The organism is Mycobacterium sp. 852002-51152_SCH6134967 (assembly GCF_001667105.1).
Taxonomy (GTDB): Bacteria; Actinomycetota; Actinomycetes; order Mycobacteriales; family Mycobacteriaceae; genus Mycobacterium; species Mycobacterium neumannii_A.
This window is the reverse complement of record NZ_LZIK01000016.1, coordinates 135,187-160,854: the sequence shown is the minus strand read 5'-3', so window position 1 is coordinate 160,854 and position 25,668 is coordinate 135,187. Positions and strand designations below refer to the sequence as shown.

22 protein-coding genes and 1 pseudogene are annotated in these 25,668 nt (G+C 67.0%); 10 read left to right on the top strand and 13 right to left on the bottom strand.

What is annotated here, in order from left to right; all coding sequences use genetic code 11:
- Position 1 precedes the first annotated feature (1 nt).
- The 5 genes from A5790_RS05370 to A5790_RS05350 form a co-directional block, all read right to left on the bottom strand.
- Positions 2-964: a GlxA family transcriptional regulator gene (locus tag A5790_RS05370; protein WP_066841739.1), complete on the bottom strand. Its 963-nt coding sequence runs from the start codon at positions 962-964 to the stop codon at positions 2-4.
- 70 nt (positions 965-1,034) lie between these two features.
- On the bottom strand, positions 1,035-2,810 hold the full coding sequence (locus A5790_RS05365) for an Hsp70 family protein (protein ID WP_066841738.1): 1,776 nt from the start codon (positions 2,808-2,810) through the stop codon (positions 1,035-1,037).
- Positions 2,810-3,838, bottom strand: a complete 1,029-nt coding sequence (locus A5790_RS05360; RefSeq protein WP_066841819.1) for a dihydrodipicolinate reductase — start codon at positions 3,836-3,838, stop codon at positions 2,810-2,812. Before A5790_RS05360 ends, A5790_RS05365 begins: the two co-directional genes overlap by 1 nt.
- Before the next feature lie 134 nt (positions 3,839-3,972).
- Positions 3,973-5,067, bottom strand: coding sequence for a DUF4185 domain-containing protein (locus A5790_RS05355; RefSeq protein WP_231987612.1), 1,095 nt, complete (start codon positions 5,065-5,067; stop codon positions 3,973-3,975).
- 42 nt (positions 5,068-5,109) lie between these two features.
- Positions 5,110-5,655 carry a hypothetical protein gene (locus tag A5790_RS05350; protein ID WP_231987603.1) on the bottom strand — a complete coding sequence of 182 codons (546 nt, stop codon included), beginning with the start codon at positions 5,653-5,655 and terminating at the stop codon, positions 5,110-5,112.
- Between the two features lie 140 nt (positions 5,656-5,795).
- Here A5790_RS05350 and A5790_RS05345 point away from each other — a divergent pair, with 140 nt between their 5' ends.
- From A5790_RS05345 to A5790_RS05325, 5 genes are all read left to right on the top strand, one after another.
- The gene (locus A5790_RS05345) at positions 5,796-7,325 is read left to right on the top strand and encodes an ABC transporter substrate-binding protein (RefSeq protein WP_066841737.1); all 1,530 of its coding nucleotides are present in this window, start codon (positions 5,796-5,798) and stop codon (positions 7,323-7,325) included.
- Complete coding sequence (locus A5790_RS05340) at positions 7,325-8,293, top strand: ABC transporter permease (RefSeq protein ID WP_066841736.1); 969 nt, start codon at positions 7,325-7,327, stop codon at positions 8,291-8,293. Before A5790_RS05345 ends, A5790_RS05340 begins: the two co-directional genes overlap by 1 nt.
- The gene (locus tag A5790_RS05335; RefSeq protein WP_066841735.1) at positions 8,290-9,180 is read left to right on the top strand and encodes an ABC transporter permease; all 891 of its coding nucleotides are present in this window, start codon (positions 8,290-8,292) and stop codon (positions 9,178-9,180) included. The genes A5790_RS05340 and A5790_RS05335 overlap by 4 nt, the downstream gene beginning before the upstream one ends.
- On the top strand, positions 9,177-10,793 hold the full coding sequence (locus tag A5790_RS05330) for an ABC transporter ATP-binding protein (RefSeq protein WP_066841734.1): 1,617 nt from the start codon (positions 9,177-9,179) through the stop codon (positions 10,791-10,793). Before A5790_RS05335 ends, A5790_RS05330 begins: the two co-directional genes overlap by 4 nt.
- Before the next feature lie 149 nt (positions 10,794-10,942).
- A complete protein-coding gene (locus A5790_RS05325; protein ID WP_066841733.1) occupies positions 10,943-11,683 on the top strand; it encodes an SDR family NAD(P)-dependent oxidoreductase in 741 nt (246 codons plus the stop codon).
- A gap of 7 nt (positions 11,684-11,690) precedes the next feature.
- Here A5790_RS05325 and A5790_RS05320 read toward each other — a convergent pair whose 3' ends face one another.
- The 3 genes from A5790_RS05320 to A5790_RS05310 all read right to left on the bottom strand — a co-directional run bounded on the left by A5790_RS05320 (position 11,691) and on the right by A5790_RS05310 (position 16,594).
- On the bottom strand, positions 11,691-13,334 hold the full coding sequence (locus A5790_RS05320) for an alkaline phosphatase D family protein (RefSeq protein WP_066841816.1): 1,644 nt from the start codon (positions 13,332-13,334) through the stop codon (positions 11,691-11,693).
- Between the two features lie 71 nt (positions 13,335-13,405).
- On the bottom strand, positions 13,406-15,046 hold the full coding sequence (locus A5790_RS05315; RefSeq protein ID WP_066841732.1) for a hypothetical protein: 1,641 nt from the start codon (positions 15,044-15,046) through the stop codon (positions 13,406-13,408).
- Between the two features lie 225 nt (positions 15,047-15,271).
- On the bottom strand, positions 15,272-16,594 hold the full coding sequence (locus A5790_RS05310; protein WP_066841731.1) for a glycosyltransferase: 1,323 nt from the start codon (positions 16,592-16,594) through the stop codon (positions 15,272-15,274).
- Between the two features lie 137 nt (positions 16,595-16,731).
- On the opposite strand from A5790_RS05310, the gene A5790_RS05305 reads away from it, so the two are divergent.
- Positions 16,732-17,304 (top strand): TetR/AcrR family transcriptional regulator, encoded by a 573-nt coding sequence (locus tag A5790_RS05305; RefSeq protein ID WP_197696713.1) that lies wholly within the window; start codon positions 16,732-16,734, stop codon positions 17,302-17,304.
- A 3-nt stretch (positions 17,305-17,307) separates the two neighbouring features.
- Here the strand turns inward: A5790_RS05305 and A5790_RS05300 are convergent, their stop codons facing one another.
- Complete coding sequence (locus A5790_RS05300; protein WP_066841729.1) at positions 17,308-17,496, bottom strand: hypothetical protein; 189 nt, start codon at positions 17,494-17,496, stop codon at positions 17,308-17,310.
- Positions 17,497-17,534: 38 nt separating this feature from the next.
- Positions 17,535-18,815, bottom strand: a complete 1,281-nt coding sequence (locus A5790_RS05295) for an acyl-CoA dehydrogenase family protein (protein WP_066841728.1) — start codon at positions 18,813-18,815, stop codon at positions 17,535-17,537.
- A gap of 132 nt (positions 18,816-18,947) precedes the next feature.
- On the opposite strand from A5790_RS05295, the gene A5790_RS05290 reads away from it, so the two are divergent.
- From A5790_RS05290 to A5790_RS26130, 3 genes and pseudogenes are all read left to right on the top strand, one after another.
- Complete coding sequence (locus A5790_RS05290) at positions 18,948-19,247, top strand: DUF732 domain-containing protein (RefSeq protein WP_066841727.1); 300 nt, start codon at positions 18,948-18,950, stop codon at positions 19,245-19,247.
- 41 nt (positions 19,248-19,288) lie between these two features.
- Positions 19,289-20,206: pseudogene (locus tag A5790_RS26135) on the top strand (lytic murein transglycosylase); the annotation flags it as partial.
- Between the two features lie 60 nt (positions 20,207-20,266).
- Entirely contained in the window at positions 20,267-20,938 is a 672-nt protein-coding gene (locus tag A5790_RS26130; RefSeq protein ID WP_369829766.1) for a DUF1460 domain-containing protein, read from the top strand.
- 7 nt (positions 20,939-20,945) lie between these two features.
- Here A5790_RS26130 and A5790_RS05280 read toward each other — a convergent pair whose 3' ends face one another.
- Both A5790_RS05280 and A5790_RS05275 read right to left on the bottom strand, forming a co-directional pair.
- The gene (locus A5790_RS05280) at positions 20,946-22,253 is read right to left on the bottom strand and encodes a S1C family serine protease (protein WP_066841725.1); all 1,308 of its coding nucleotides are present in this window, start codon (positions 22,251-22,253) and stop codon (positions 20,946-20,948) included.
- A 144-nt stretch (positions 22,254-22,397) separates the two neighbouring features.
- Complete coding sequence (locus A5790_RS05275) at positions 22,398-23,201, bottom strand: crotonase/enoyl-CoA hydratase family protein (RefSeq protein WP_066841724.1); 804 nt, start codon at positions 23,199-23,201, stop codon at positions 22,398-22,400.
- Positions 23,202-23,690: 489 nt separating this feature from the next.
- On the opposite strand from A5790_RS05275, the gene A5790_RS05270 reads away from it, so the two are divergent.
- Positions 23,691-24,584: a hypothetical protein gene (locus tag A5790_RS05270; RefSeq protein ID WP_156656308.1), complete on the top strand. Its 894-nt coding sequence runs from the start codon at positions 23,691-23,693 to the stop codon at positions 24,582-24,584.
- Between the two features lie 405 nt (positions 24,585-24,989).
- Here the strand turns inward: A5790_RS05270 and A5790_RS05265 are convergent, their stop codons facing one another.
- A complete protein-coding gene (locus A5790_RS05265; protein WP_156656307.1) occupies positions 24,990-25,664 on the bottom strand; it encodes a hypothetical protein in 675 nt (224 codons plus the stop codon).
- Positions 25,665-25,668 lie beyond the last annotated feature (4 nt).

The following is a 25,668-nucleotide window of genomic DNA, read 5'->3' as shown; positions in this document are numbered from 1 at the left end:
GTCAGCCGGCGATGCGATCGCGAAACGTGTTGCGGTAGCTCTGCGGCGACACACCGGTCAGTCGCCGGAACTGCTCACGGAAGTTCGCCGCGGACGTGAAGCCCACCTCGCGGCCGATGCGTTCGACACCGTGGTCGGTGCTCTCCAACAACTGCTGCGCATGGCGGATGCGCACGCCCGTCAGCCACTGCATTGGCGTCTGCCCCGTCTCGGCCTGGAAGCGACGGTTGAGGGTTCGCACACTGAGCGCCGCTTGCGCGGCCAGGTCGTGCAGTGTGAGGTCGCGGTGCGCGTTGTGTTCGAGCCATGCCAGCAGGTCGTCGAGCGTGGTCTGCTCGGCAATGCTGTTGACCGCCGGGCGGTTTCGCACGATGAACTGGGCCTGGCCTCCGCTGCGGTGCAATGGCGCGACCGCCATGCGGGCGGCATCGGCGGCCATCGCGCTGCCGTGATCGAGCGCCACCATGTGCAGACACAGGTCGAGCCCGGCCGACGCGCCGGCCGACGACAAGATGTCGCCCTCGTCGACGTAGAGGACGTCGGGATCGAGGTGCACATCGGGATACCGCGCACGGAACAGGTCGGCGGCCACCCAATGGGTGGTGGCCCGCCTACCGTCGAGCAGTCCCGCCTCCGCGAGCGTGAACGCGCCCGTGCAGATGGATGCGACCCGCGCTCCCCCGCGGTGGGCCGATCGCAGCGCGTCGACGAGCTCATCGGGCGGCGGGGTGTCCAGGTCGTCGCAGCCGGGCACCACGATGGTGTCGGCGCGCCGCAGATCTGCGATTCCGCGGTCGCTCGCGATGGCGAGTGGACCTGCGGTCACCACCGGAGCCGTCGCACACACCATGACCCGGTATCCCGGCTCCCCTGAGGGCAGTCGAACGCGGCCGAACACCTCGACCGCCGTCGCCAGGTCGAACGCGATCGTGTTCGGCAGCGCGACAACCGCGACCGTATGCATGCCGGCACCCTACCAATTGGTGGCAATAATTGGCAGTACCGCCGAAATCTTGCCAGCCGTCCGAACTACCCTACGGTCCCGGCTGACCGGGTAGTTGCGGAGCGGGCACCCACGGAAGACCTGGGATGGTCGGATACGGCGCCGTCGGGCTCCACGGCGGTGGCTGGGTGGTCGGCGGCGGCTCGGTCGTCGGCGGCGGCTCCGTCGTCGGCGGCGGGGGCTCCGGCGACGGCGGAGGGGGAGGTGGCGGTTCGGGCGACGGGGGCGGTTCGGTGACCGTCCGGGTCACCGGCGGAGGCGGCCGGTAGACGGTCTGCGGCGCCTGGGTGGCGGGCGGTGGTGGCGGCGGCTCGGCGGTGGTCGGTGTCGTGGGCCGCGGGGTGACCGTCATCGGCGGTGGGGTGGTCGACGCGGGATCGGGTGCGGACTCGTCGCCGGACATCACCCACAGCACCGCGGCCACCAGCGCCGCCAGCACCACGAGGACACCGCCTGCCAGCGGGACCGCCGGATTGCGGTACCACGGCACCGGTCGCGGCGGCAGGTCATCCCAGGACTCGTCGTCTCCGAACTGCATCTGCGGCCGCACCTCGCCGGCTCCCGCGGGCGGTCCGTAGTCGTAGGGATCCGTTGCCATGCCCTCGGGGACGTCAGGCAACTCCTCGGCGTCCGACCAGGCCAACGCCCCGAAGGAACCCGACTGTGGTGCCCCCTCGTCGCCCGGGGAGCCGACCTCGGGGGCCATCGCCGTCGCCGCGGCGGCGGCAGCCGCAGCCCCGGGCGCCGCGGACATCGCGGTCATCCCCTCTTCCACGGTGCCTCGCACGGCGGCCAATCCGGCGCCTACGGCCGCTGCCAATTCGGGGTGGGCCGAGGTGATGACCGGCGCCCGGAACCGCTCCGAGAGCGTGGTGGTGACGATCGGGATCCGCGCCCCGCCGCCGACCGACGCGACGGCCGCAAGTTCACGAATTCCGTTGCGCTCCAGGGTCTCCTGCAGGGTGTTCGCGAAGCCCGTGAGGGGTCCGCTCAGCGCTTCGTCGAGTTCGGTGCGGGTCAGCCGCACGTCGCTGCGGTGCCCGGGCAATTCGGCCACCAGCGAGGTGAACGTCGCCGTGGACAGCCGCTCCTTGGCGCTGCGGCACTGCGCTCGCAACCGCGACAGCGAGCCGATCGCCGAGGTGCTGGACAGATCGACGGCCCCGGCCGCCGACAGATCCTCGAGGACGTGGGTCAGCAGCGCCTGGTCGACCAGGTCACCGGACAGGTCGTGGTGGCGGACGGTCTCGCCGATCTGCGCGTAACCGTTACCGGCATCGAACAGGCTGACGCTCGTTCCGGTCCCGCCGAAGTCGCAGAGCGCGATGACGCCGCGGTTGGGCACCCCCGGTTCGTCCTGCAGCGAGGTCAGCGCCGCCACCGCGTCGGAGACCACGGGCGCCGTCCGGGGCCGCGAAAACTCGGGAATGGCGGCCAGCGCGCCGCGCAGCGCGTCGACGGATGCGGGCCGCCAGTGCGCCGGGTGCGTCACCGCGATGTTGCCGCCAGGGCTTCGGCCGCCCCCGACCGCGTGAAGCATCGCCCGCAGGGCGTCGGCGAGCACGACTTCTGCCTTGTGAGTGGAACCGTCGGCGGCAACGATGCCGACATGGTCGCCGACCCGGTCGACGAAATCGGTCAGGATCAGGCCGCGTTCGTCGAGGTTGGGGTTTTCGCTGGGCACGCCGACCTCGGGCGGCCGGTGCGGGAACCGCGTCAACACCGGCGACCGGGTCAGGGCCGATCTGCCCACGACGACGGCCGCCAGGTTGGTCGCGCCAACCGACAGCCCTATCCCATCGGCCATCAGCGGATGGTGCCTGCGCCCGGAATCAATGGCAAATCCAATGCCGTCACCCAGCCGGGCGAGAGGTCGTTGACCGCGGGCACCGCGTTGAGCGCGCGCAGGCCGGTCGCCAGGCATCCGGCCGCGGCGGCGTCGCGCCCGGAACCGTCGGTGAAACGGAACGCGGTCTCCTGGAAGATGCTGGGTGTGCCCTCGATGTCGACGCGGTAGACGTCGTTCTCGTTGCCCGACGGCCAGTCGGGCGCCGCGTCGTGACCGATCCGGTTGACGTGTTCGAGCTGGATGCGGGTCTCGCCCTGGTACACCCCGTTGATCGTAAAGCGCACGGCCGCGACGTTACCCGGGGCGATGATGCCCTTGGCGGTCTTGCGTTCGGTCGGCGTCACCCACTTGTCCCATGTGGTGGTCATCTCGTCGAGCATGATGCCTGCGGCATGGGCAATCATCGGAACGGTTGCGCCCCAGGCGAATATCAGGATGTCGGGATTCTCGAGAAGCGGACGGTACTCGGGTGGCTTGCCGATGCCCATCTCGCGGTCGTAGTCGCCTTCGTAGTTGGTGTAGTCGAGCAGTTCGGAGGCACGAACCTTGCGCACCTCCGAACACAGGCCCATCAGCGTCATCGGAAACAGATCGTTGGCGAACCCGGGGTCGATGCCGGTGGTCAGGCACGACGATTCGCCGAGTTCGCAGGCTTCGGTGATGGGTTCGATCCAGTTCGGCGGGTTCAGATGCATCGTGGGCCAGATCCAGGGCGTCATCGCGGTCGAACAGACGTCGATGCCGGCCCGAAGGAAGCGGGTGATCAGTGCGATGTTGTCGTCGGCGTGATTGGCTGTCGGTCCGTAATGCACCAGCGCATCGGGTTTCAGCGCGATCAGCGCATCGACGTCGTCGGTCGCGGCCAGCCCCAACTCCGTGACCAGCCCGCAGATCTCACCGACGTCGCGGCCGACCTTGTCAGGGTCGTTCACGCCGACGCCGACCAGCTCGAACAGGGGGTGTTCGACGATCTCGGGGATCACCATCTTGCCCACGAATCCGGTGCCCCAGACCACTACACGTTTGGCGCCAGAATCCCCAGATCTCCCAGCCACTGCTCGCCTTCCCTTCGACCCCGCTCTAACACCATAGGGGCGTCGAGGCCCCGACGGATCGGACGCTACAAATTGATCGGGTCGGGCGGCGGCACCGTCTTGGTGCTGTCTTTGAGCGCGGTCTTGAACTGCATCGCTCGGTACGGCCAGCCGGACGTCGTATTCCACTGCGAGACAATCAGTCCGATCCCACCGTCGATGTCGAAGCGCGACCCCGGCAACAGGTAGCCACCGTAGAGTTGGGCGACCCGGCTGCCGACATGGTCTTCGTCCTGCCACGCCGATCCGAGGATGGGTGTCTGAACCGGCGTGGTGTGCATGTTGGCGACCGGTGAGGCCACCACCCGGTAGCCGAGCGCGTACCTCGACGCGAGAAAGCCGCCGAGCACCCACTTTCCCGGCCCGATACGACGCAACGCGAGCTCGCCCCATCGCTCACCGGCGGGCGTGATCGGCGTCGCCGGTCTCGTCCCCCACGACCATCTCGTCCCGTCGTAATACCAACTGAGATAACGGGTTCTGTCGCCGATGTGCTCTGGGCGCACCCGCATGAGAATGATGCCCTTGTCGCGTTGGAAGCCGGTCGCGGCCACGTACACCCAGCCGTCGTCGGGGTCGTGATCCCAAGCCCAGCACTGTGCATGACCGTCGTGCAGGTCGGCGGGAAACTTGGCCTTGTCCCCCAGATGTGTCCAGCTCACCCCGTTGTCGTGCGAGTGCCAGATCTCGGTCCAGACGACGTTGCCGAAGCCGCGGTTGACGATCGCGTGCAGATACATCGACCCGTCGACGGTCAGCAGGTCCGACGGGATCACCGTGCTGATACCGCCGCGACGCCAGCCGGTGCCGGCGTCGTCGTGCTCGTAGTGCCACAGTTGGCGCGCGTAGTCGGGATCGCTGCCGCCGGCGTGTTCATAGACGATCGGGTGGTCGGCGTCGCCGGTGCCGATCAGGACGACCGGAGATCGCCAGTCCCCCTCGCCGACCCGCAGACCCGAGAAGGTGTCGCCGAACACCGACACCAGCTTTCCGTTCGGCGCGACCGCCGACGCGCCGAGGTCGGTGCACGTGACACCCCATCGATCGGTCAGGCCGGGACCGGTCAGGTCGAGGGCCTTGCCGTTGAGGAGTGGCAGACGGGCCCGCCCGGCGGGGTCCAGCCCGCGCCCGGCCGCTCCTCCGATCGACGGATCGCCAGGCACCTAGAAGCAGCGGCGCAGACCGCCGGGCTCGCAGATCAGCGGATACGGGGTGATGGGAATCGCCAGCGGTTCTTTGAACGTCAGGGTCAACGGCAGTTCGACCATCCCGGGCTGTTCCCCACACACCGCACCGTGAATGATCCTCGCGCGCCCGGTGAGCGTGGCCCCGTTGAAGGAGTAGATCTCCTTCTGCAGCGCGGTGCTTCCGTCGGGGCAGTTGCGGACCGAGTCGAACGTGTTCGCCTTGAACGTCCACTCGCCGCCGACCATGTCGGCCTCGGCGCCACCGCGGCCCGCCGGCGTGACCTTGAGCCGGCACCCGACGGGCAGGATCAGCGGCTCGCGCAGATCGCCGACGGTCGGGACGCAGATCGGGAAGATCTCCCAGGTGGTCTCGGCCTGTCCGGCGATCTTGACCGTGTAGACCCCTTCGGGGGTGTCGGGGGATTTCACGTCACCCTGGCCGGCCGCGGTCCCTGCGGCGCCGAACATCAGCCCGAGCGCACACGCCGCGACGCCCAACGCCCGTGCGATCGTCTTGGTCACGTTGTGCCCCTTCAGCCGTCTACGGTTGGTGTCGAGTATCTCAGTGTGCACGCAGCGTCGTCACGGCTTTCCCCGGCTCCGGGTTTCGCGGCTCCGTGGCGGGAGGTAGAAACGATGCACACGACCGGCGGGGTGAAGGCATGAAACGACTGGTGGAAGTACTCGCCACCGTGGTCGTCACCGCCGTCGTGACGGCGCTGGCCGGGTGCTCCACCGGCCAGGGCGTGGATCTCGGGGAGTCCTCGAACAACCTCGTGGCGGCCATCGCCGGTGAACCCGATCAGCTCGACCCGCACAAGACCAGCGCGTACTTCTCCTTCGAGGTGCTCGAGAACGTCTTCGACACGCTCGTCGAACCGGACGTCAACCTCGAGATGCGGCCCGCTCTCGCCGAGTCGTGGGAAGTCAGCCCCGACGAGTTGTGGTGGACGTTCCATCTGCGCCCCGGGGTGACGTTTCACGACGGCAGCCCGTTCACCGCCGACGACGTCGTGTTCTCGTATCGGCGCATCATCGACGAGCAGTTGGCCAACGTCGACAAGTTCAGCGCCGTGGCCGACGTGCGGGCCGTCGACCCGATGACCGTGGTGATCCGGGTCAAACATCCGACGCCCAACCTGTTGACCAACATCGGCGGATTCAAGGGAATGGCGATCGTGCAGCGTCGCAACGTCGAAAGCGGTCAGATCGCCACTCACCCGGTGGGTACCGGACCGTTCGCGTTCCAGTCGCAGAAGAGCGGCGACTCCATCGTCTTGTCGGCGAACAAGACGTATTGGGGTGGCGTTCCGAAGGTGGGCGGTGTGACGTTCCGGTTCATCTCGGAACCGTCGACCGCGCTGTCGGCGCTGCAGGCCGGTGAGGTCGACTGGACCGACTCCGTCCCGACGCAGCGGGTGGCGCAGCTTCGTGACGACGACTCGCTGCATCTGCAGGTGGCCGCCAGCAACGACTACTGGTACCTCGCGCTCAACGAGGCGCACAAACCGTGGGACGACGTGCGGGCACGCCAAGCCGTCGCCTACGGCATAGACCGCGCCGCGATCGTGCAGGCCACCAGCTACGGCACCGCGGCCGCCAACCAACTCGCCATCCCCGAAGGCAACCCCTGGTACACCGCATACGACCGCTACCGCTACGACACGGAGACCGCCCAACGGCTGCTCGACGAGGCCGGCGTGGATGACGTCGATCTCGACATGCTGGTCACCAGTGAGTATCCCGAAACCGTGACCGCGGCGCAGGTCGTCGCGGATAACCTTGCCCCACTTGGCATCTCGGTCAACATCCGCACCGTCGACTTCGCCACCTGGCTCGACGAGCAGAACAACGGCAACTTCGACATGCTCATGATGGGCTGGCTCGGCAACATCGACCCGGACGACTTCTACTACGCCCAGCACCATACGAACGGAACGAGCAACGCCCAGAAGTATTCCAATCCCGAGGTCGACCGCCTGCTCGACGCGGGCCGCGTCGAGGCGGACCGCCAAGCGCGCTTCGAGCTCTATCAGCGCGCCGCGACGATCATCGCCGACGAGGTGAGCTACATCTACCTGTACAACCCCTCGGTGATCCAGGCGTGGGCGACCAATCTGTCCGGTTACGAAGCCCGCCGTGACGGTGCCGTGCGCTTTCGCACGGCGAGCCTGAACGGGAGCGAAACCTGATGAAGGGCTTGCTCACTCACCCGATCATGCGGTTTCTGGCGCGCCGGTTGGCGTACTCGGCGGTGGTGCTGCTCGGCGTGCTGGTCGTCAGCTTCGCGCTGGTGCATCTGGTGCCCGGCGATCCGGTGCGCATCGCGCTGGGAACCCGCTACACACCGCAGGCTTACGAGGCGCTACGGGCGGCGAGCGGCCTCGACAAACCGATCGTCGAGCAGTTCCTGTCCTACATCGGGAACGCGTTGACCGGCAATCTCGGGGTGAGTTTTCGCAACGGCGATCCGGTGACGGTGATCCTGCTCGAAAGACTGCCTGCCACAGTGTCCCTGGCGGCGGCCGGAATCGTCATCGCGCTGCTGATCGCCATCCCGGCCGGCATCTGGTCGGCGCTGCACGAGGGCCGGGTCAGCGACGCGCTCGTGCGGGTGGGCAGCCAGTTCGGCGTATCGATCCCCGACTTCTGGATGGGCATACTGCTCATCGGGCTGTTCGCCTCGACGCTGCACTGGCTGCCCACCTCGGGCTACCGGCCGCTGTTCGACGACCCCGAGGGCTGGTTGCGCCATCTGATCCTGCCCGCGCTCACCGTCGGACTGGTGGCGGGCGCGATCCTGACGCGCTACGTGCGCTCTGCGGTGCTCGAGGTTGCCGCGATGGGTTACGTGCGAACCGCGCGCTCGAAAGGGCTTGCACCGCAGGTGGTCACGCTGCGCCACACCGTGCGCAACGCTCTGATCCCGATCCTGACCATCACCGGTATCCAGCTGGCCACGATCATGTCCGGCGTGATCGTCGTGGAGGTGGTGTTCGCCTGGCCGGGGCTGGGCCGGCTCGTCTACAACGCGGTGGCCGGGCGTGACTACGCGGTCATCCAGGGCACGGTGTTGTTGATCGCGGCACTGTTCCTGTTGATCAACCTGATCGTGGACGTGCTCTACGCCGTCGTCGACCCGAGGATCCGGTTGTCATGACAGCTCGCGCCGAGTCGAGCAGCAGGGTGTCGTCGCTGCGGCTGCTCATGGGCAATCCCGTCACTGTGGTCAGCGCGGCCCTGCTCGTGCTGATCGCGTTCGTCGCCGTCACCGCCAATTGGATTGCGCCGTACGGCATCAACGACGTCGACGTCCCGAACGCGCTGCAACCGCCCAGCGGGGTGCACTGGTTCGGCACCGACGAACTGGGACGCGACGTGTTGTCGCGGGTGCTGGTGGCCACGCAGGCGTCGATGCGGGTGGCGGTGGTCAGTGTGGCGTTCGCGGTGGTGGTGGGCGTGACGATCGGTGTGGTGTCTGGCTATCGCGGCGGATGGCTGGACACCGTGTTCATGCGCGTGGTCGACGTGATGTTCGCGTTTCCGGTGCTGCTGCTCGCGCTCGCCGTGGTCGCGATCCTAGGACCCGGTGTGACAACGACGATCCTGGCGATCGGCATCGTCTACACGCCGATCTTCGCCAGGGTGGCCCGCGCCAGCACCATGAGCGTGCGCGTCGAACCGTTCGTGTCGGTGTCGCGCAGCATGGGCACCGGGCATCGCTACATCCTGGGCCGCCACATCCTGCCCAACATCGCCGGACCGCTGGTGGTGCAGACGTCGCTGTCGCTGGCCTTCGCCATCCTGTCCGAGGCCGCATTGTCGTTCCTGGGGTTGGGCATTCAGCCGCCGCAGCCGTCGCTGGGGCGGATGATCTTCGATTCGCAGGGCTTCGTGACGATGGCGTGGTGGATGGCGGTGTTCCCCGGTGCCGCCATCTTCGTCACCGTGCTCGCGTTCAATCTGCTCGGTGACGGTCTGCGCGACGTCCTCGATCCCCGGCAGCGCACGCTCGCCGAAACCCGCCGCACAGGGACGCAGCAGTGAGCGATCCGGTGTTGAGCGTGCGCGACCTGCGGGTCAGCATCGGCAGGCGGGAAATCGTGCAGGGAGTGTCGTTCGACGTGCACCGCGGACAGACCCTCGGGATCGTGGGTGAGTCCGGTTCGGGCAAGTCGATGACCGTCCTCGCCGCGACGGGCCTTCTCGACGCGCCGGGTGCGGGAATCTCCGGAACGAGCACGCTGACAACAGAAGCCGGCCGTACCGAGCTCGTCGGAGCCTCGAACCGAGTGTTGCGCAGCGTGCACGGCGGCCAGATCGGGTTCGTGTTCCAGGATCCGGGTACGTCGCTGAACCCGTTGTTGCCGCTGGAGCGGCAGATCACCGAATCACTTGAGGCGCACCGGCGGATGACCCGCCAGCAGGCCCGCAGCCGGGCGCTCGAACTGCTCGAGGCGGTCGGGCTGCCGGACCCGCAGTCGCGGCTGCGCGCCTATCCCCACCAGCTGTCCGGTGGGCAGAAGCAGCGCGTGATGATCGCGATAGCGATGGCGTGCGATCCGGCTCTGCTGATCGCCGACGAACCGACCACCGCCCTCGATGTGACCACGCAGGCGCAGATCGTGGAACTGGTCGCTGAACTGCAACGCGATTTCGGCACGGCGGTGGTGTGGATCAGCCATGACCTCGGCGTGATCGGCCAGGTCGCCGAGGACGTGACGGTGTTGCGTGGCGGCGAAGCGGTCGAACAGGCCTCGGTCACCGACGTTTTCGACCGGCCTCGCCACGAGTACACCCAGGAACTGCTCGCCGCGCGGCCACTCGTCGGGCGCCCGGGTCCACCACCCGTGCCGGATGCGCCGGTGCTGCTGGACGTCGCCGGTCTTGACGTGCGGTTCGAAGTCAGCACACCGGTCGGCAAGTCGACCGTGCACGCCGTCAAAGACCTGTCGTTTCAGATTCGTCGGGGCAGCACCCTGGGCCTCGTCGGCGAGTCAGGTTCGGGCAAGTCGACCGTGGCGTCCGCGCTCACCGGCCTGCTGCGGCCCGACGACGGCACCGCGAAACTCGGTGATGCCGACGTGTTCGGGGTGCGCGGGAAGGCGGAGAAGGCGTTGCGCAGGCGGATCGGCCTGGTGTTCCAGGACCCGTTCTCGTCGGTGAACCCGCGCGCCCGCGTCAGCGCCACGATCGCCGAACCGCTGATCGTGCACCGGCTCGCGAAGGGTCGGCGCGCCCGCGCCGCCCGGGTGGATGAACTGCTCGACCTCGTCGGTCTGCCGACGTCGTTCGCGTCGCGCTACCCGCATGAGCTGTCGGGCGGTGAACGCCAACGGGTGAGCATCGCCCGCGCGCTGGCCGGTGAACCCGAGTTGCTGATCCTCGATGAAGCGACTGCGGCCCTGGATGTTTCGGTACAGGCCAAAGTGCTCGATCTGCTGGCCGGTCTGCAACGTGACCTGGGGCTGACCTACCTGTTCATTGCGCACGACCTCGCGATCGTCCAGCAGGTCAGCCATGACGTGCTGGTGATGCGCGACGGTGCGTCGGTCGAGTACCGGCCGGCCGCCGCTTTGTTCACCTCACCCCGCGACGACTACACCCGCGCGCTGTTGGCCGCCGTACCCCCGGAGCGTCCCCGGGTTTCGGCCCAGTAGCGCTGTCAGCTTCCTAGCGGCGAGATTGCATTCAGGGCTGTGATTGGCTGAACAACCTGGATGCACTCTCGACCACAGAAACCAGGATCACCTGTTGCGGCGACTCCGGTCGTCGGCCCGCGCGCTTGCCCGTGACAAAGTCTTCAACCATGACTCAACTCAGCGGCAAGGTCGCATTGGTGACGGGCGCCTCGGCGGGATTGGGCGCCGCGGTCGCGCAACTGTTCGCCCAACGCGGTGCCACCGTCTTCGGGATCGCGCGCGACACGGAACGGATGGCGTCGGTGTTCGAGGCGGTGCCCGGCGGCCGCTTCGCGTCGGTGGACGTGACGTCGTCGGCGGCGTGTCGTGAGGCCGTCGCGCGGTGCGTGGCGGATTTCGGGCGACTCGACGTCCTCGTGAATGTGGCGGGCTTTCACCAGATGCGCCACACCACCGCGGTGACCGACGCCGAGTGGGAACGCGACCTCGCGGTGAATCTGCACGGGCCGTTCTACCTCTGTCGTGCCGCGCTGCCGCATCTGTCGAAGAGCGGCGGCAACATCGTCAACGTCTCGTCGATCGCGGGTGTGGAAGGCGAGGTGTACTCGGCCGGATACTGCGCGGCCAAGCACGGTCTCGTCGGGCTGACCCGGGCGCTGGCCGTCGAGTACACCAAGGAGAAGGTCCGGGTGAACGCGGTCTGCCCTGGCGGCATGCCGACCGCGCAGACCACCGAGTTCTCCGCACCCGACAACGCCGACTGGGACCTCATCATGCGCATCGCGTCGCCGCGCGGGTTCATGGACACCGTCGACGTCGCCAAGACCATCGCATTTCTGGCCAGCGACGACGCCGCGGCGATACACGGTGCGGTCTACCGGGTCGACAACGGCAAAGGCGCCGGCTGAAGCGATTTCAGAGCAATTTGTGCTCGATGACGGTGGTCAGGTGCGGCTTGCGCCAGCTGCCGGTGACCTTCTCGATCCGTACGCCCATCTCGCCGCCCGCGATCTCCAGCGTCCCGACCTGGTTGCGGAAATGCGGCTCGGAGACGGGGCGCCACCGGAGCCGCGGCTTGGGCACTTTCGTGGTTTTCGCCAGCGCCTTGCCGACGGTCTCGACGAAGCCGGTGTGACCGAGCCGCAGAACGACTCGTTCGACCGCCGACGGCTCCTTGCGCAGTCCCGAACACACCACCTGCCAGACCTTGGTGCCAAGCCTGGTCGCCTCGTCGGGTACCTCGACCTCGGACACCCAGCAGTGGTGCACATCGCCGCCGAACAGCACCACCGAATCGGGCGCGGGACCCCGTCGTCCACTCGCCACGTCGATGACCAGGTCCTCGAAGCGCCGGAAGCTCTCCTGAAAACAGGCCCAGTGGTCGAGGTTGGCCGTGATGCGGACCTTCTCCCCCAGACCAGTGAGCCATCGTCCCCAGGCGCCGTCGCCGACGGCCTCCGACCACGCTTCGATGTGGTGCATTCCGTAGGGCAGCAGGATCGGCAGCGAGCTGGCGAACAGCAGGTGCTGGTAGTTTCCGTCGGCGTTGGCGGTGATCCAGTCCCATTCCTCGTCGGTGGTGATCCGGCGCCGCCCCGGTTTGAGTTGGCGGCCGGTGCGGGCGTCGACGACGATCAACCGCGCCGGACCGAGATCGCGACACATGCTGAAATGTGATGCACCGTCGTCTTTTTCGGCTATCTGAGCGAGTTCGCGAACCAGTTCGGAACCCTGCCTGGTCTCGATGACGCGCTGGAACGTCTGGTCCTTGGCCAGTTCGTCGGGCGACATGTTGCCGAGGTGCTGGTAGATCCAGTAGGCCATCAGCCCGCCGATGATCCGCGTCTGGTACCAGTCGGTCTGGCGCTTCTCGTCGAGCCAGGCCTGCGACGTGTTCCACTTGTCGTTGATCTCGTGGTCGTCGAACATCATCGACGTCGGAATGGTCGAGAGCATCCATCGCACGACCGGATCGCACCAGGCGTCCCAGTAGCCGATGCAGTACTCCTCGAAGTCCTCGAGCACCTCGACGGGGCCGTCGGCGTGCACTTCGCGATCGGCGACCAGATCCTTGATCGTGTCGTTCACCTGGTCGGCGTAGAGCTGGTCCCCCATCATCAGCAGGGCGTCGGGCCACAGCGCCGACGGCTGGCGCAGCATCCGCATCCCGTATGTGCGCAGCACGTCGATGCCTTTGCCCTTGGGGTGCCACCAGTGCTGATAGGTGTAGGGCGGGTGATGGGGGGCCGACGCGCGGCAGGACCCGAACAGCAGCCGCAATGAGCCATCCCGCGGCATCAACCGGATCCGCGGTTGCGGATACTCATATCCGGTTGGCGGCCAGGCTTTTTCGCCGTCGAGATGCACCTCGTAGGGGTGTTCGCTGTCGGGGTCGAGGTCGGTCACGCAGACGATCGCGAAGTGATGACCTTCGACCTCGAAGGTGTCGGCGTGGCTGCCGAGGACCTCGACCCCGCACGGCTTGTCCGTCTCGACCCACACGGTCGCGTCGGTTTTGCCGACGTGACGAAGCAGCGGACCCACGCGAACCTCGGGCATCGCACCATCATGCACCCTTGTTGACGGCGGCGTAACGGCGGTGACGACTTTCCCGGTGCGCCCGCGACCCGTCAGTGTTCGGGCCGCCGACGGCCGAGGAAGAACGCCAGTCCGATGGCGCCGAAGCCGAGCGTGCCGATCACACCCGCCGAGACCATCAGGAAGATGTCCCGGCCGGTCAGACCGCCGGTCGAAGCCTGGTCCGACGCCAGCCGCAGCCGGTAGTCGCCGGGCAGCGGAGCCTCAGCCGGTTCGCTCAAGCCGGGGAACTGCTGGGTCTTGCGGACCTCGAATTGGCGCTCCCCGCTTGCTGTTTGCGTCCATTCACCCCAGACCGGCGTCGCGCCGTCGAGCAGCACCTTGCGCCCGCCGTAGACGCGGTCCTCACCCACATCGACGATCTGCCGCACCCGGAACGGCTCGTAACGGGCGTTGGAGTAGTTGACCAGAACCGGCACGTTGTCATAGCGCAGCACGGGCGGCGGAGGCGGAGGCAACGGCAGGCCGGCGCCCGGGAAGTAGCCGCCACCGAAGAAGGTTCCGACGGCGATGTTGCTCACCGCCTGCGCGACGTTGGCCGCCGCGACGACTGGGCTGAGCAGAGCCGCGGTGAAGCTGTAGGCGGCGAACTGGGCTGCCTCGAGCACCAGCCGCGACAGCGGCGGGATGTAGGCGATGCGCGGGCGCATGTCGTAGACGTAGACGATGCGCACAGGGGCCCGGAACGGGTTCATCAGCACCGGGCGGTAGAACTCGTCGTACTCGATCCACTCCGGTTGCCACTGACGCACATTGCTGACCAGCTCGAAGTCGCGGTCACGCTTGGCCTCGAGTTCGACCTTCGCGCTGGCGCTGGCCTCGGCGCCGTTCAAGCCGAGCGTCATGTCAACCGACTGCTTGAACGCGGTCACGTCCTCCTCGGGGGCGGGCGCGGGCTCCGGTTCGAACACCGGCTTGGCGTTGCGTGCGAGTTCGACGTCTTCGGCCGGCGCTTCGAGCGTCTCGGGCGCCAGCGTCTCGATCTCCTTGGAGGCGTTCTCGATCGACACCGTCGGGGTGTCGGAGTCCGAACCGCTCTCCTCGTTACCGGTGGTCTCCGCCACCGTCTTGTCGCTCGACGTCGGTGTCTCAGTCTCCGACGCGGGTGCGATCGCTGCAGACGAAGCGGTGGACTCACCCGGTTCGGCCGGTTCGCTGGTCTCGGGCTTGGTCGCCGGAGCGGCAGCGCTGGTACGCGGCGCGGCCGACGTCGCCGGGGTCCGCTCGGCGGGCGCCGACGGCTCGGCAGCCGGCGTCGACGGCTCGGCCGACTGGACCGCCGTGCTGGTCTTCGGCGGGGCAACGGTCTGCGGCGCGGGCTCCGGCTGCGGGGCGGGAGCCGGCTCGGGCTCGGCGGCGGGCTCGGGCTCTACGACCGGTGCCTGCGTCTGCGGTGCCTGCGTCTGCGGCGCCTGCGTCTGCGGCGCGACCTGGGTCGCCGGCACCTGCGGCTCGGGGGCCGAGGTCGGCTGCTCGACGGTCACCTCCGGCTCAGGAGCGCTGACTCTGGGTTCCGGCGCGACCGTCGTCACGACGTCGTCGGAATCGGGCTGCGCCACGGCAGGCGCGAGCCCGGCGGTCAGCGCGGTCAGGGAGATCACGGCTCCCGACGCGACGACGGCGATACCTCGTTTCCGGACATCCCTGCGGAATTCATTCAGCGGAGCACCCATCGTGCCTCCACTCCCTTCTCTGCCTGGTTGGCGGCTCGGCGCCGTGCGAACCGTTCGTCGCTGAGACGGAAACGAGCACCCTGAGGGCTCCCCCGACGCTGCCGGCCTCACAGAATTCATCGCTCCGCCTACCCGAGCGTTACAGAGCGGCGGCCCCCGCTTGTGCGCTTTCAGCGAACATCAACGATCGCCTCTCCACCTGGCCCGGGCATAGCTCCGCCGCCCTCACGAAGTCGGCGCGACAGGAGGGTATACGTCCCCCGTTTCCGGCGCCTGCCGGGCCACCAGACCGTCGACGACCGCGGCCACTTCGGCGAAGCCCGGCGACGCGGCCATGTCAGCCGCAATGCGGGCACTGGCGTGTCGGTATCGCGGCTCGTCGATCACCCGCAGGATCTCTCGGCGCAGCGCGCGTGCGGTCGGTCGGTCGCTTCTAATCCGCCGGCCGACGCCAGCCCACTGAACGCGAGCGCCAACCTCCGGCTTGTCTTCCTTGCCGCCGGTGGCGACGATCGGCACGCCGTAACGCAAGGCGTACTGCACACCGCCGTAACCGCCGTTGGTGACGAAGACTGCCGTACGCGGAAAAAGTTCGTCGTACGGCAGGTACTCCGCCGCGCGCGCGTTCGCGGGGAGCGGCGGCAGGGTATCGACCGGGCGCCCACCCGTCGCCACCACGACGAGAAGGTCCTCATCGTCGAGAGCACGCAAAGTCGGAGCTATCGCCTGGTCGTAATCGGTGTTGGCAACAGTGCCCTGCGTGACGTGCACGACCGGCCGGGTCCCGTCGAGGTCAGACCACCACGGCGGCAGCGGCGCCTGTGAACCCGTGGCCGAGAGCGGCCCCGCAAAGCTGAGCGTCGGAGGCGCATCGGTAATCGGATATTCGAAGGACGGCACCGTGAAGTGAAGGAGCGCGTCCGCCCGCCGGCCCCAGTCCGGGAACGTTCCCGGCATGTCGATTCCATGCAGTTCGCGGTGAAGATCGTTGATGATTCCGTTGGCGCCCTCGAGGATTCGATGGTGGACGCCCCTCAACGCCGCGTTGCGGGTCCGATTGAGGAAGCGCGCAGGCGGCAGTCCCAGACCGAACGGCGCCATGTCACGACTCTCGATGCAGAGTGGGATCACACAGCACATCACCACCGCGGGGCGAGCTGAGCGTGGAAGCCCGAGCAGACACGCCGCGCCGACGAAGGCGGGTTCAGCGAGCACGACATCCGCAGGTTGTTCGGCAAGCGCGGCGGTCAGCGATGCGTACTGCCCCCGGGCCGGCCGCGCGAAGACGTGCTCGACGTCGAAGGCAGTCGCTCGGAGACCTTTGAGCCGTGCGCGCTCCGGGAAGTGCTCGGAAAGGGGCCGTTGATCGAAGTCGGCCTCCGGAGGAAGCGCAATGAACTCCGCCCCGGTGGCGACGACCTTCTCCGCGAAATGCGAGCCGGTGAGGAACCGAACATGGTCGCCGCGTTCGACGAAGTTCCTCGCAACGGTCAGAAGCGGTGCGATATGACCCTGTGCCGGAAAGCTGGCGATCACGATCGATGCCATTGCGGTCCCCCGCCCGTCCGAAAATTCGATCCAGTGGGCTAGTATTCATTACTGTGTCATCCAAGTCAATATCCCGCAGTCGTTCGTATCAGTCCGAATTGCGCAGGCAGCAGGCGCAGGCGACCAGGGAGCGGATTGTGTCGGGCGCTGCGAAGCTGTTCGCCGCACAGGGATATGCGCGCACAACGCTGGCCAAGATCGCCTCGGACGCCGGTGTGTCGACGGAGACCGTGCAGTCGCAGGGACCCAAAGCGGCGCTCCTGATCGCGGCGATCGAATACGAGGCGTTCGGCGTGGCCGGCGAGGACAACATCCTCAATCTCGACGTCGGCCGAAGCATCGTCGCGATCGAGGACTTTGACGAGGCCATCGACGCCGTCATCGCCGCACAGATCGACGTGCATGAACGAGCGGCTGAGCTCGCGACGGCGCTCATCGGGGGCGCGAACGCGGACCCGGAGTTGGACCGTTATCTCGGCGACCTGATCGCCAGCGTCACCAGGCAGATCGGGCGGGTCCTCAAGCACTTCGGGGACCGCGGCTGGCTGCGCACCGATGTCCCGTTCGAGGAGCTACTCGAGACGGCGGCAGTGCTCGGCAGCGTCGAGACCTTTCGCCGGGTGACCCACCGGGACGGCTGGAGCGTGGAGGCTTACCGGCTGTGGTGCCGGCGACTGCTCATCGAAACGGTGTTCCGCAGACCCGTATGAACGTCACGGCTTGCGACGGCGAAGACCACCAACGGCCAGCGCGAGACCGACCAGAGCGATGATCGGGCCGAGGATCGACCACGTGGTGGTGTTGCTCATCGGGCTGCCGCCGACCACGCCGAAGCCTTGGAGGGTGAACAGCAAGCCGAACAACGCGACGATCACTCCGAGTAGGGCGATGGCGAACCGCATGCCTTCACCCTAGGCGAGCGCGCCCGCGGCGCGAACGTTCAGCGGCGCCCCGACAGATATTTCTGATACGCCTCGGCGGCGGCCGCCAGTTCGGGACGTGCATCGAGGACGGGTTGCATCTTCTGGCGCGCCTGCTCCCGCTTGTAGGGCAGGAACTCCGTCGGGAAGTCACCCTCGTGCGGTTGATAGTCGCGCAGCACGCGGCGCGCGACCGTGGCCTTGTGCACCTCGTCCACGCCGTCGGCGATGCCCATCGTCGGGGCGGAGGCATACATCGCCTGGATCGGGGTGAGGTCGGTGGTGCCCAGCGACCCGAGGATGTGCAAGGCGTTGAACGACACCTCGCGCAGGACGTTGGCCATCGTGAACTTGACCGCGGCGATCTCGGTGCGGGCCTCCTGGGTCGAGGTGTTGTCGATCTTCCACGCCGTCTCCAGGACGAACAGGCGCAGCATCTTGATCATCGCGTAGGACTCGGCGATCTTCTCCTGCACCATCTGGTGCTCGGAGATCACCTTGCCGTGCGATTCGCGGCTGAGCGCCCGCTCGCACATCATGTCGAAGGCCAGGTTGCACTGCGCGATCGTGCGCATGGCGTGATGGATTCGTCCGCCACCGAGTCGCCTCTGCGCCAACACTTTTGCACCGTTTTCCGGCCCGAGCAGATGGTCATGTGGCACGCGGACGTCGCGGTAGACGATGTGGTTGTGGTTGCGCGGTTCGGGCATGATCTCGACGCCGGGGGTCTTGCGCGGGACGACGAACATCCCGTTCGTGCACATCACGAACAGGATGTCGGCGACGCGGCCTGCCGAGGTGAACCACTTCTCGCCATTGATCACCCATTCGTCGCCGTCGCGCACCGCGTGGGTCTTGAACAGATTGGGGTCGCTGCCGCCTTGAGGTTCGGTCATCGAGTACGCGGAGAACATGTCCTGGTTGAGCAGCGGTTTGAGCCACCGCTCCTTTTGTTCCTCGGTGCCGTAAGCGGCCAGCATCTCCATGTTGCCCGTGTCTGGGGCCGACGCGCCGAACATGTGTGGGGCGCCGGGGTAGCGGCCGATGACCTCGTTGAGCAGACCGAGCTTGAGCTGCCCGAAGCCCGGTCCGCCGAGCTCTCTGTCAAGGAAGATGGCCCACAACCCCTGGTCCTTGACCTCCTGCTGCAGTTCGCGGACGTACGCCTTGACCGCGGGATCGGGTGATCGCACCGCGTACGGGAAGATGTGGTCGAGCGGTTCGACTTTCTCTTCGCAGAACTGCTTGACCCAGTCGAGCTTCTCTTGAAATTCGGGTTCGGTGCTGAAATCCCACGCCATGTGCGCAGTCTGTCACCACGCCGCTGACGCCAAGCAGCTATCCCGGTCTTGGTAACGCCGCAATCTCGATCTGCGTCCGATTCTGCGTGCGGCGAGCCAAAGCGGGTAGTCGAGCGCTAGGAAGGACGTGACATGACTACGCGTGCGCTCACAGCGCTTTCCATCGCCGCGGTGTGCCTGCTGATGGCCGCACCTCAGGCTGCCGCTTCGCCCGAGGACGACCTCTGCCGCAGCATCACCTCGGTGGGTTATACGGGCGACTGCACCACACTGACCACTCTCGCCCGCGATGCGTGCACGCAGTTCGCGCGCGGTGCCGATTCGACCGCCGTGGCCGAGAAGCTGGACATCGCGACCAAGGACGAGGCGCTGTCGAACTTCATCGTGGCCGGGGCTCGGCTGTACCTCTGCCCGGAGCCCAAGCAAGCGTGATCCGCCGGCGGGTCCGGCTTCGGCGCTAGACTCCGACGGCAATGAATGCCCGCCTCGCCGCCGCCAGGATCGCTGCCGCCGCGAGCACCGCGGTGATCTTGTTCGCTCTAGTCGGATGCTCGGATTCGGACAAGCCCGAAACACCCCCCGCGACGTCCGCCGCGCCAGCTCCTCCGTCGCCGCCACCCGCAGCCGAGCCACCCCGCCGAGAGTTGGCATCCGATCCGGTGCAAATCGCCGACGACCTGGTCGCCGACGAACGAGCGCTGCGGGACCCCTCGTCGACCGAGGCGCTGAAGAACGCGGCGGCGCAGCGCCAGCAGTTGGCGTATCGAGCCATCGGACGACACCCCGAGTGGGATCCGATCGTGCGCCCGCGGATTCCGCCGGAGCTGGGGAAGATCTACGACCACAACGTCCACGCGCGGCGTGAACTCGGCGTGATGAGCCGGCCGAAGGACACGCTGCCCGCGTGGCGGATCGTTGCGCCCACGCCGGTAAATCAGCTGATGACCCACTACCGCGAGGCGGAATCCGAGTTCGGCGTGCCATGGCATTATCTGGCGGCGATCAATCTCGTCGAGACGGCCTTCGGACGCGTCGCCGGGGTGAGCACGGCGGGCGCGCAGGGGCCGATGCAGTTCATGCCCTCGACGTTCGCCGCTTTCGGTGCGGGCGGCGACATTCACTCGCCTCGCGACAGCATCATGGCGGCTGGACGCTACCTGTCTGCCAACGGTTTCACGCGCGACCGCGACTACGCGCTGTACCGCTACAACAACTCGAACAACTACGTGCGGGCGATCCACGACTACGCCGCGGTCATGGCCGCCGACCCTGCCGGCTTCGACACCTATTACCGGTGGGAGGTCTACTACCTGTCCACCGCCGGTGACGTGTTGCTGCCGGTCGGCTACGCCGAGGCCAATCCCATCCTCGCCGTGAATTACCTTGCCGCCACGGAAGCGCCGGCGCCCGACGTCGCTATCTCCGCGCAGAACACGCAGATCCTCGAACGGATGCTGACGGCGAGAAACGGCGCGGCACCACCGGAGCTTGCCGAGGTCATCTCACGCGAGTTTCTCGGAACCCCTTATGGCGCACACACTCTGGTCGGTTCTATGAGCGAGCCGGAGCAGTTGGTTGTCGAACTGTCGAAGGTCGACTGCTTCACCTATGCCGATTACGTGGAGGCGCTGAAACGGGCGGGTAACCGCGACGAGTTCATCGCCGCGCTGGTCGATGTCCGGTATAAGGACGGTGTCGTGGGCTTCGCGAACCGCAAGCACTTCTTCACCGACTGGGCGGCGGCCACACCGGCGATCGCGACCGACATCACAACCAGCTTGAGCACCAACGCGATTCCGGTGCAGAAGAACTTGAACCAGAAAGACTCCGGCGGCGTGTACCTGCCCGGCTTGCCGGTTGTGCCCCGGACGGTGTCCTACGTTCCGAGCGCGCAGTTCGACAGCGGCGTGGTGAGCGGCCTCCGAACCGGTGACTACATCGGAGCGTATTCCGAGGACGGCGGCCTCGACGTCACGCATGTCGGAATCTTCGTCGATACGCCGGATGGCCCGGTATTACGCAACGCGTCCTCGCTTCCTGGCGACAACAAGGTGGTCGACACCCCACTGTTCGACTACGTCCGAACCGTTCCTGGAGTGGTGGTTCTGCGACCGGTTCAATAGCCGGCCCCTACGCTTCGCCCAACGTGACCTGCGCGGTCTGAGCAGCCCCCGAACCGTCGAGATAGGTGACGGAAACGCTCTCACCGGGGGCGCGCGAGCGGATCGCCGCCACGAGCGCATCAGGGCCGTCGATCGGCTGGTTGTCGACCTTGGTGATCACTGCTTCGCTCGGCAATCCAGCGGCGGATGCGGGGCCACCGTCGACGACGGCGACGGTTGCGCCGCCGGCCTTGGTGGCTTCCCTACCGAGCTTCACACCGAGCGCACCATGGCTGGCGGAGCCCGTCGTGACCAGTTCGTGGGCGACACGCTTGGCCTGATCCGAGGGGATCGCGAAGCCCAGCCCGATAGAACCGCTCTGGCCGCCGGAGCCGCTGCCCATGCTCGCGATGGCGGAGTTCACGCCGATCAACTCGCCGCGCATGTTCACCAGTGCGCCGCCGGAGTTGCCGGGGTTCACAGCAGCATCTGTCTGGATGGCGTTGAGCACTGTGACGTCTCCACCCGCATCGCCGCCGGCGAACACCGGCCGGTTCAGCGCGCTGACGATGCCCGTCGTCACCGTTCCCTGTAAGCCGAGGGGCGAGCCGATCGCGACGACTTGCTCGCCGACTTTCACATCCGCCGAGGATCCGATGGCGATGGGCGTCAAGCCGGAAACCCCCTCGGCGCGAACGACGGCAAGATCGCCCGACGGGTCGGCACCGACGACGCTGAACGGTGCGGTTCTGCCGTCGGAGAAGGCCACGGTTGCCGTGGGCCCGCCACGCCGCGAGCTGGGAAACACTCCGCGATCGCCGTCGGCCACGGCAGCCACGACGTGGTTGTTGGTGAGGATGAGGCCGTCCTCGCTCAACACGATCCCCGAACCCGAAGGGCCCTCACCGCCCAAGTCGATCTTCAACTGGACGACGCTCGGCAGCACCCGGGCCGCCACCTCCTCGACGGTGCCCGCGGGAGCCGCGGCGGCCGCGCGTGGCGTGAGAGGTGCAGCACCGATGGGTGCCTGCGCGGCGATCGGGTGGTGCGTGCGGTCGTCGATGCCCACAACGGCCGCACCGACCCCGCCGCCGACGACCGCGCAAACGACAGCGCCGGCCACGACGAGCCCGCGACGAGACTTCTTCAGCTGGATCCTGGGGATCGGAGCGGTATCAGCTTGCTGTGCAGGATGTTTCAGGTCATAGAGGGGAGGCTGGCCGTGCCGCCATTCGTAGCGGAGATGTGACGGGATGTGAGCCTGGTACGGCAGATACGGCTGTCCCGTAGCCGAATTCGAGGGCTGGTCCGTGGAATACCGCGGAGTGTTGGTCATTTGCGTTCGTTCTCTTTCCGGATCGTTGATCAGCCCACATGGCCTCAGCACACGGTCCCCGCGTCGACTGAGAGTGGACTGAGAACTGACTCAACAAATTCCGAGAGATCGAATCGTGACCGTCACACCGCTTCGGAATTGGTTCTACTCGGGATCGGTGAAGATGGGCGTGTCCCCCGACATCCCGGCGCTGACAGCGGCGATCTGGTTGGGCTTGCCAAGCAGTTCGGTCTGCAACTGGGATTCACGCGACAGCGCCGCCGCGGCGTCATCACTGACCCAGGTCTCGTTGTAGAGGCGCTTGGCGGCGCGCACGGCATCCGGAGATCTCTGCGCGATCTCGCCGGCAAGTGTCAACGCGGCGGCGAGCGGATCGTCCGCGGTGTGAGTGACCAAGCCGAGCTCCGACGCCTCACTGCCGGAGACGATGCGACCGGTGAACGTCAACTCCTTGGCGACGTCGATCGGTATCAGCCGGGGCAGTGTCTGCGTGATGCCCATGTCGGGAACGAGGCCCCACTTGATTTCCATGATGGACAACCTCGCGTCGGGAGCCGCTATTCGGATGTCTGCGCCCAACGCGATCTGAAGACCGCCGCCGAAGCAGTTGCCGTGAATCGCGGCAATGACGGGCGCCGGCACCAGCGACCAGTCGTAGGTCACGCGTTGGGCGAAGTTGGCCGGGTGATCGGCGTCTCGGTTCAACAGAACGTTCGTACCGCCCCGCTGGGCCGCGAAGCTCGCGACGTCGAGGCCTGAGCAGAAGCTCTTACCGTCGCCGTGGAGCACGACCGCGCGGATCGAAGGGACACCGGCCACCTGCGCAGCGGCGGTGACCAGGCCATCGAACATGGCGTGGTCGAGCGCATTGTGCTTGTCTGCGCGAATCATCGTCACGATTGCCACGCCGGTGCCGCTGATTTCCACTCGAACTCTGTCTTCGCTCACCTTTGGCAACTTACCGCGCAGCGTTACCGCTTTCGGGCGACGTCGGCAGGTCGGCCGTTGGGCGGGTGCGCACAGCGCGGACCGACGCAGAAAGGTGCAAGCCGATGACCCCGGGAGCGCGAGCGCGCCCGGTGCAGTGGGTGTTAGGCGTCGTTGACTTCAGAAAGAGCCACAAGTGCGTTGCGGATACTTCCGACGACCCTGTCGCACACTGCATACGATCGTCTATGCGCGCTCGGCGTGTCACAATACCTTTGCCAACCGCCTCCGCGAAGGGAACCGATCGTGGGGTCTTCGAGAACAGCCATCCATTGGCCTGATCGCGATCTGTGGGCTGCGCGCGTATTCACAACCCGGGCGACCATCATCGGATTCAACGAGCGGTATCCGTGGGCCGCTGGGGTGATCGCGGTGCCTCTGACAATGATCTGCTTGGTCAGTGTGATCATGCTTCCACTCTTGTTCGTGCCGCTGCTGATACTGGCTGGCGTGACTTTGGTCGTGATCGAGTACTACGCACTGCAGCAGCAAGAACGGGGTAAACATGATGCGCGGCTCGCGGCCGGCAGGAAGTGGACCCGCCGGCGGCGAGACCAGCAAGCAGAGATACCGCGCAACCGGAATTTGCCGCATGTCGAGTTAGAAGCGCGCGCGCGGGCGGAAGCCGCAGAGGCCCAAGCGCAGGCCGCCGAGACGAGGGCGCGGGCGGAGGCCGCGGAGGCACAGGCCCTTGCCGCTGAAGCCGAAGCGCTGGCGGCCGAAGCCGAAGCGCTGGCCACCGAGGCCCGAGCCCAAGCCAAGGCCACCGAAGCCCAAGCGTTGGCCGCGGAACCCGAAGCGCTGGCAGCCGAGGCGCAAGCAGAGGCGGAAGCCGCCGAGGCTCGGGCCCGTGCAGCCGAAGCCCGCGCTTGGGCGCGGGCACGCGCAGAAGCCGCCCAAAGCGAATCCCGTGCCGCCGAGGCAAGGAAGCAAGCGGAAGCCGCCGAAACCCAGGCCCGTGCCGCCGAAGTATGGGCTCAGGCGCAAGCCGCAGAAGCCCGTGCCCGCGCCGCAGAAGCGAGAAAACAGGCTGAAGCCACCGAAGCCCAAGCCCGCGCCGCAGAAGCGTGGGCACAGGCGGAAGCTGCCGAAGCCCAAGCCCGCGCCGCCGAAGCCCAGGCTTGGGCACGGGCGCGGGGAGAGGCCGCCGAAACCGAGACCCGCGCCGCAGCAGCTCGGAAACAAGCCGAAGCCACCGAAGCCCAAGCTCGCGCCGCGGAGGTGTGGGCGGAATCGAAGGCCGCCGAAGCCCACGCCCGAGCGACCGAGGCTCGAGAGCGCGCGGCCAAGCTGCGACTCGAGGCGGAGGCGGCCAGGTCCCCATGGCCACCGCTTGCCAATTGACGCCGTTCCGACGAAGGTCCGCGAGCAGCTGCTCCCGGTGTGGAACCGGTCACCAATATTCGGTGAAGCGACAAGGCGGACCCGCGACTGCGCAATCCTCACCCTAGATCCAGGGAGTCGGAAGGTCCGTCTAGATAGGCAGTCACCTGAGCATCGAGTGGCACTACGTAACGCACTCCGAACTGCTTGAGAGATGCAGCGATACGCCGCGATTTGCCGAAGTCTAGCCGATACCCAAGACCCGTGCCGGTCGGTGATCACCGAAAATCGATGTGGCCGTTCGTCTCTCGCAAGCCCAAAGGTAGAGCATGGTGGTAACACGTCGACGTCAGCCCGCCTCGACGCACGAGCCGGCCACCCGCGTTTACACCGCGCATGGTCGTCGATGTCGAGCACTGAGGCTGGCTAGGGCGCCAGACGCAACACACCCAAGCGGATGAGAGGCTGGATCAAGCCGACCTTCTCGGCCGCGGTGAGGTCTCCTGGGAGCTCGCGGACATAGAACGCGTGCATGTTGACGATGAATTCCACTGCCTCGATTGCCATCTCATCAACAGAGAGCACGGTGTTCCCGGTGCCGTCCACAACGTGGACGGTGTGATCTTCGGCGGCGATCGTCAACGTCTGTGCCATATCGTTGATGACCCGGGTTGACGGGGTGACGTTGTCGCTGTCGTACCAGATTCTTGGGAGCGGCTGCCCGAACAGCACCTCATATCGCCGGCAGAAGTCGTCGAAGGAAGCCATCTCTTGGGAGCCGCCGTCCAAGATCGTCGTTTCGGGCCCGCCGCGCTCGCCGGCGGGCGCGTGGTGGACGTAGCTTCCAAAGTATCGCTGGCTGAAGTCGGTGTACTCGGCGGTGAAGAGCACGAACGCGTGCCACGCTTCGTCCACCATCGCCGAAGACATGTCGAACGACTTGTCAGGGGTTGCCGCGGACAGCACGAGGTACTTCTTTGCCTCGTTGAAGAGCTGTTCTGCGGACGCCCGGGTCGCGACGACCCGGTCCCTGACAAGTCGATCGATCACGTAGGGCGCTTCGAACGCCAACGCCTCTTGAAGTCGACCTTCAAGCGCCACGGCG

Coding starts and splice junctions, on each gene's coding strand:
- A5790_RS05370 (WP_066841739.1), bottom strand. CDS start 964: ATGCATACGGTCGCGGTTGTCGCGCTGCCGAACACGATCGCGTTCGAC.
- A5790_RS05365 (WP_066841738.1), bottom strand. CDS start 2,810: ATGGCCGATGGGATAGGGCTGTCGGTTGGCGCGACCAACCTGGCGGCC.
- A5790_RS05360 (WP_066841819.1), bottom strand. CDS start 3,838: ATGGTGATCCCCGAGATCGTCGAACACCCCCTGTTCGAGCTGGTCGGC.
- A5790_RS05345 (WP_066841737.1), top strand. CDS start 5,796: ATGAAACGACTGGTGGAAGTACTCGCCACCGTGGTCGTCACCGCCGTC.
- A5790_RS05340 (WP_066841736.1), top strand. CDS start 7,325: ATGAAGGGCTTGCTCACTCACCCGATCATGCGGTTTCTGGCGCGCCGG.
- A5790_RS05335 (WP_066841735.1), top strand. CDS start 8,290: ATGACAGCTCGCGCCGAGTCGAGCAGCAGGGTGTCGTCGCTGCGGCTG.
- A5790_RS05325 (WP_066841733.1), top strand. CDS start 10,943: ATGACTCAACTCAGCGGCAAGGTCGCATTGGTGACGGGCGCCTCGGCG.
- A5790_RS05320 (WP_066841816.1), bottom strand. CDS start 13,334: ATGCCCGAGGTTCGCGTGGGTCCGCTGCTTCGTCACGTCGGCAAAACC.
- A5790_RS05315 (WP_066841732.1), bottom strand. CDS start 15,046: ATGGGTGCTCCGCTGAATGAATTCCGCAGGGATGTCCGGAAACGAGGT.
- A5790_RS05310 (WP_066841731.1), bottom strand. CDS start 16,594: ATGGCATCGATCGTGATCGCCAGCTTTCCGGCACAGGGTCATATCGCA.
- A5790_RS05300 (WP_066841729.1), bottom strand. CDS start 17,496: ATGCGGTTCGCCATCGCCCTACTCGGAGTGATCGTCGCGTTGTTCGGC.
- A5790_RS05295 (WP_066841728.1), bottom strand. CDS start 18,815: ATGGCGTGGGATTTCAGCACCGAACCCGAATTTCAAGAGAAGCTCGAC.
- A5790_RS05290 (WP_066841727.1), top strand. CDS start 18,948: ATGACTACGCGTGCGCTCACAGCGCTTTCCATCGCCGCGGTGTGCCTG.
- A5790_RS26130 (WP_369829766.1), top strand. CDS start 20,267: ATGCTGACGGCGAGAAACGGCGCGGCACCACCGGAGCTTGCCGAGGTC.
- A5790_RS05280 (WP_066841725.1), bottom strand. CDS start 22,253: ATGACCAACACTCCGCGGTATTCCACGGACCAGCCCTCGAATTCGGCT.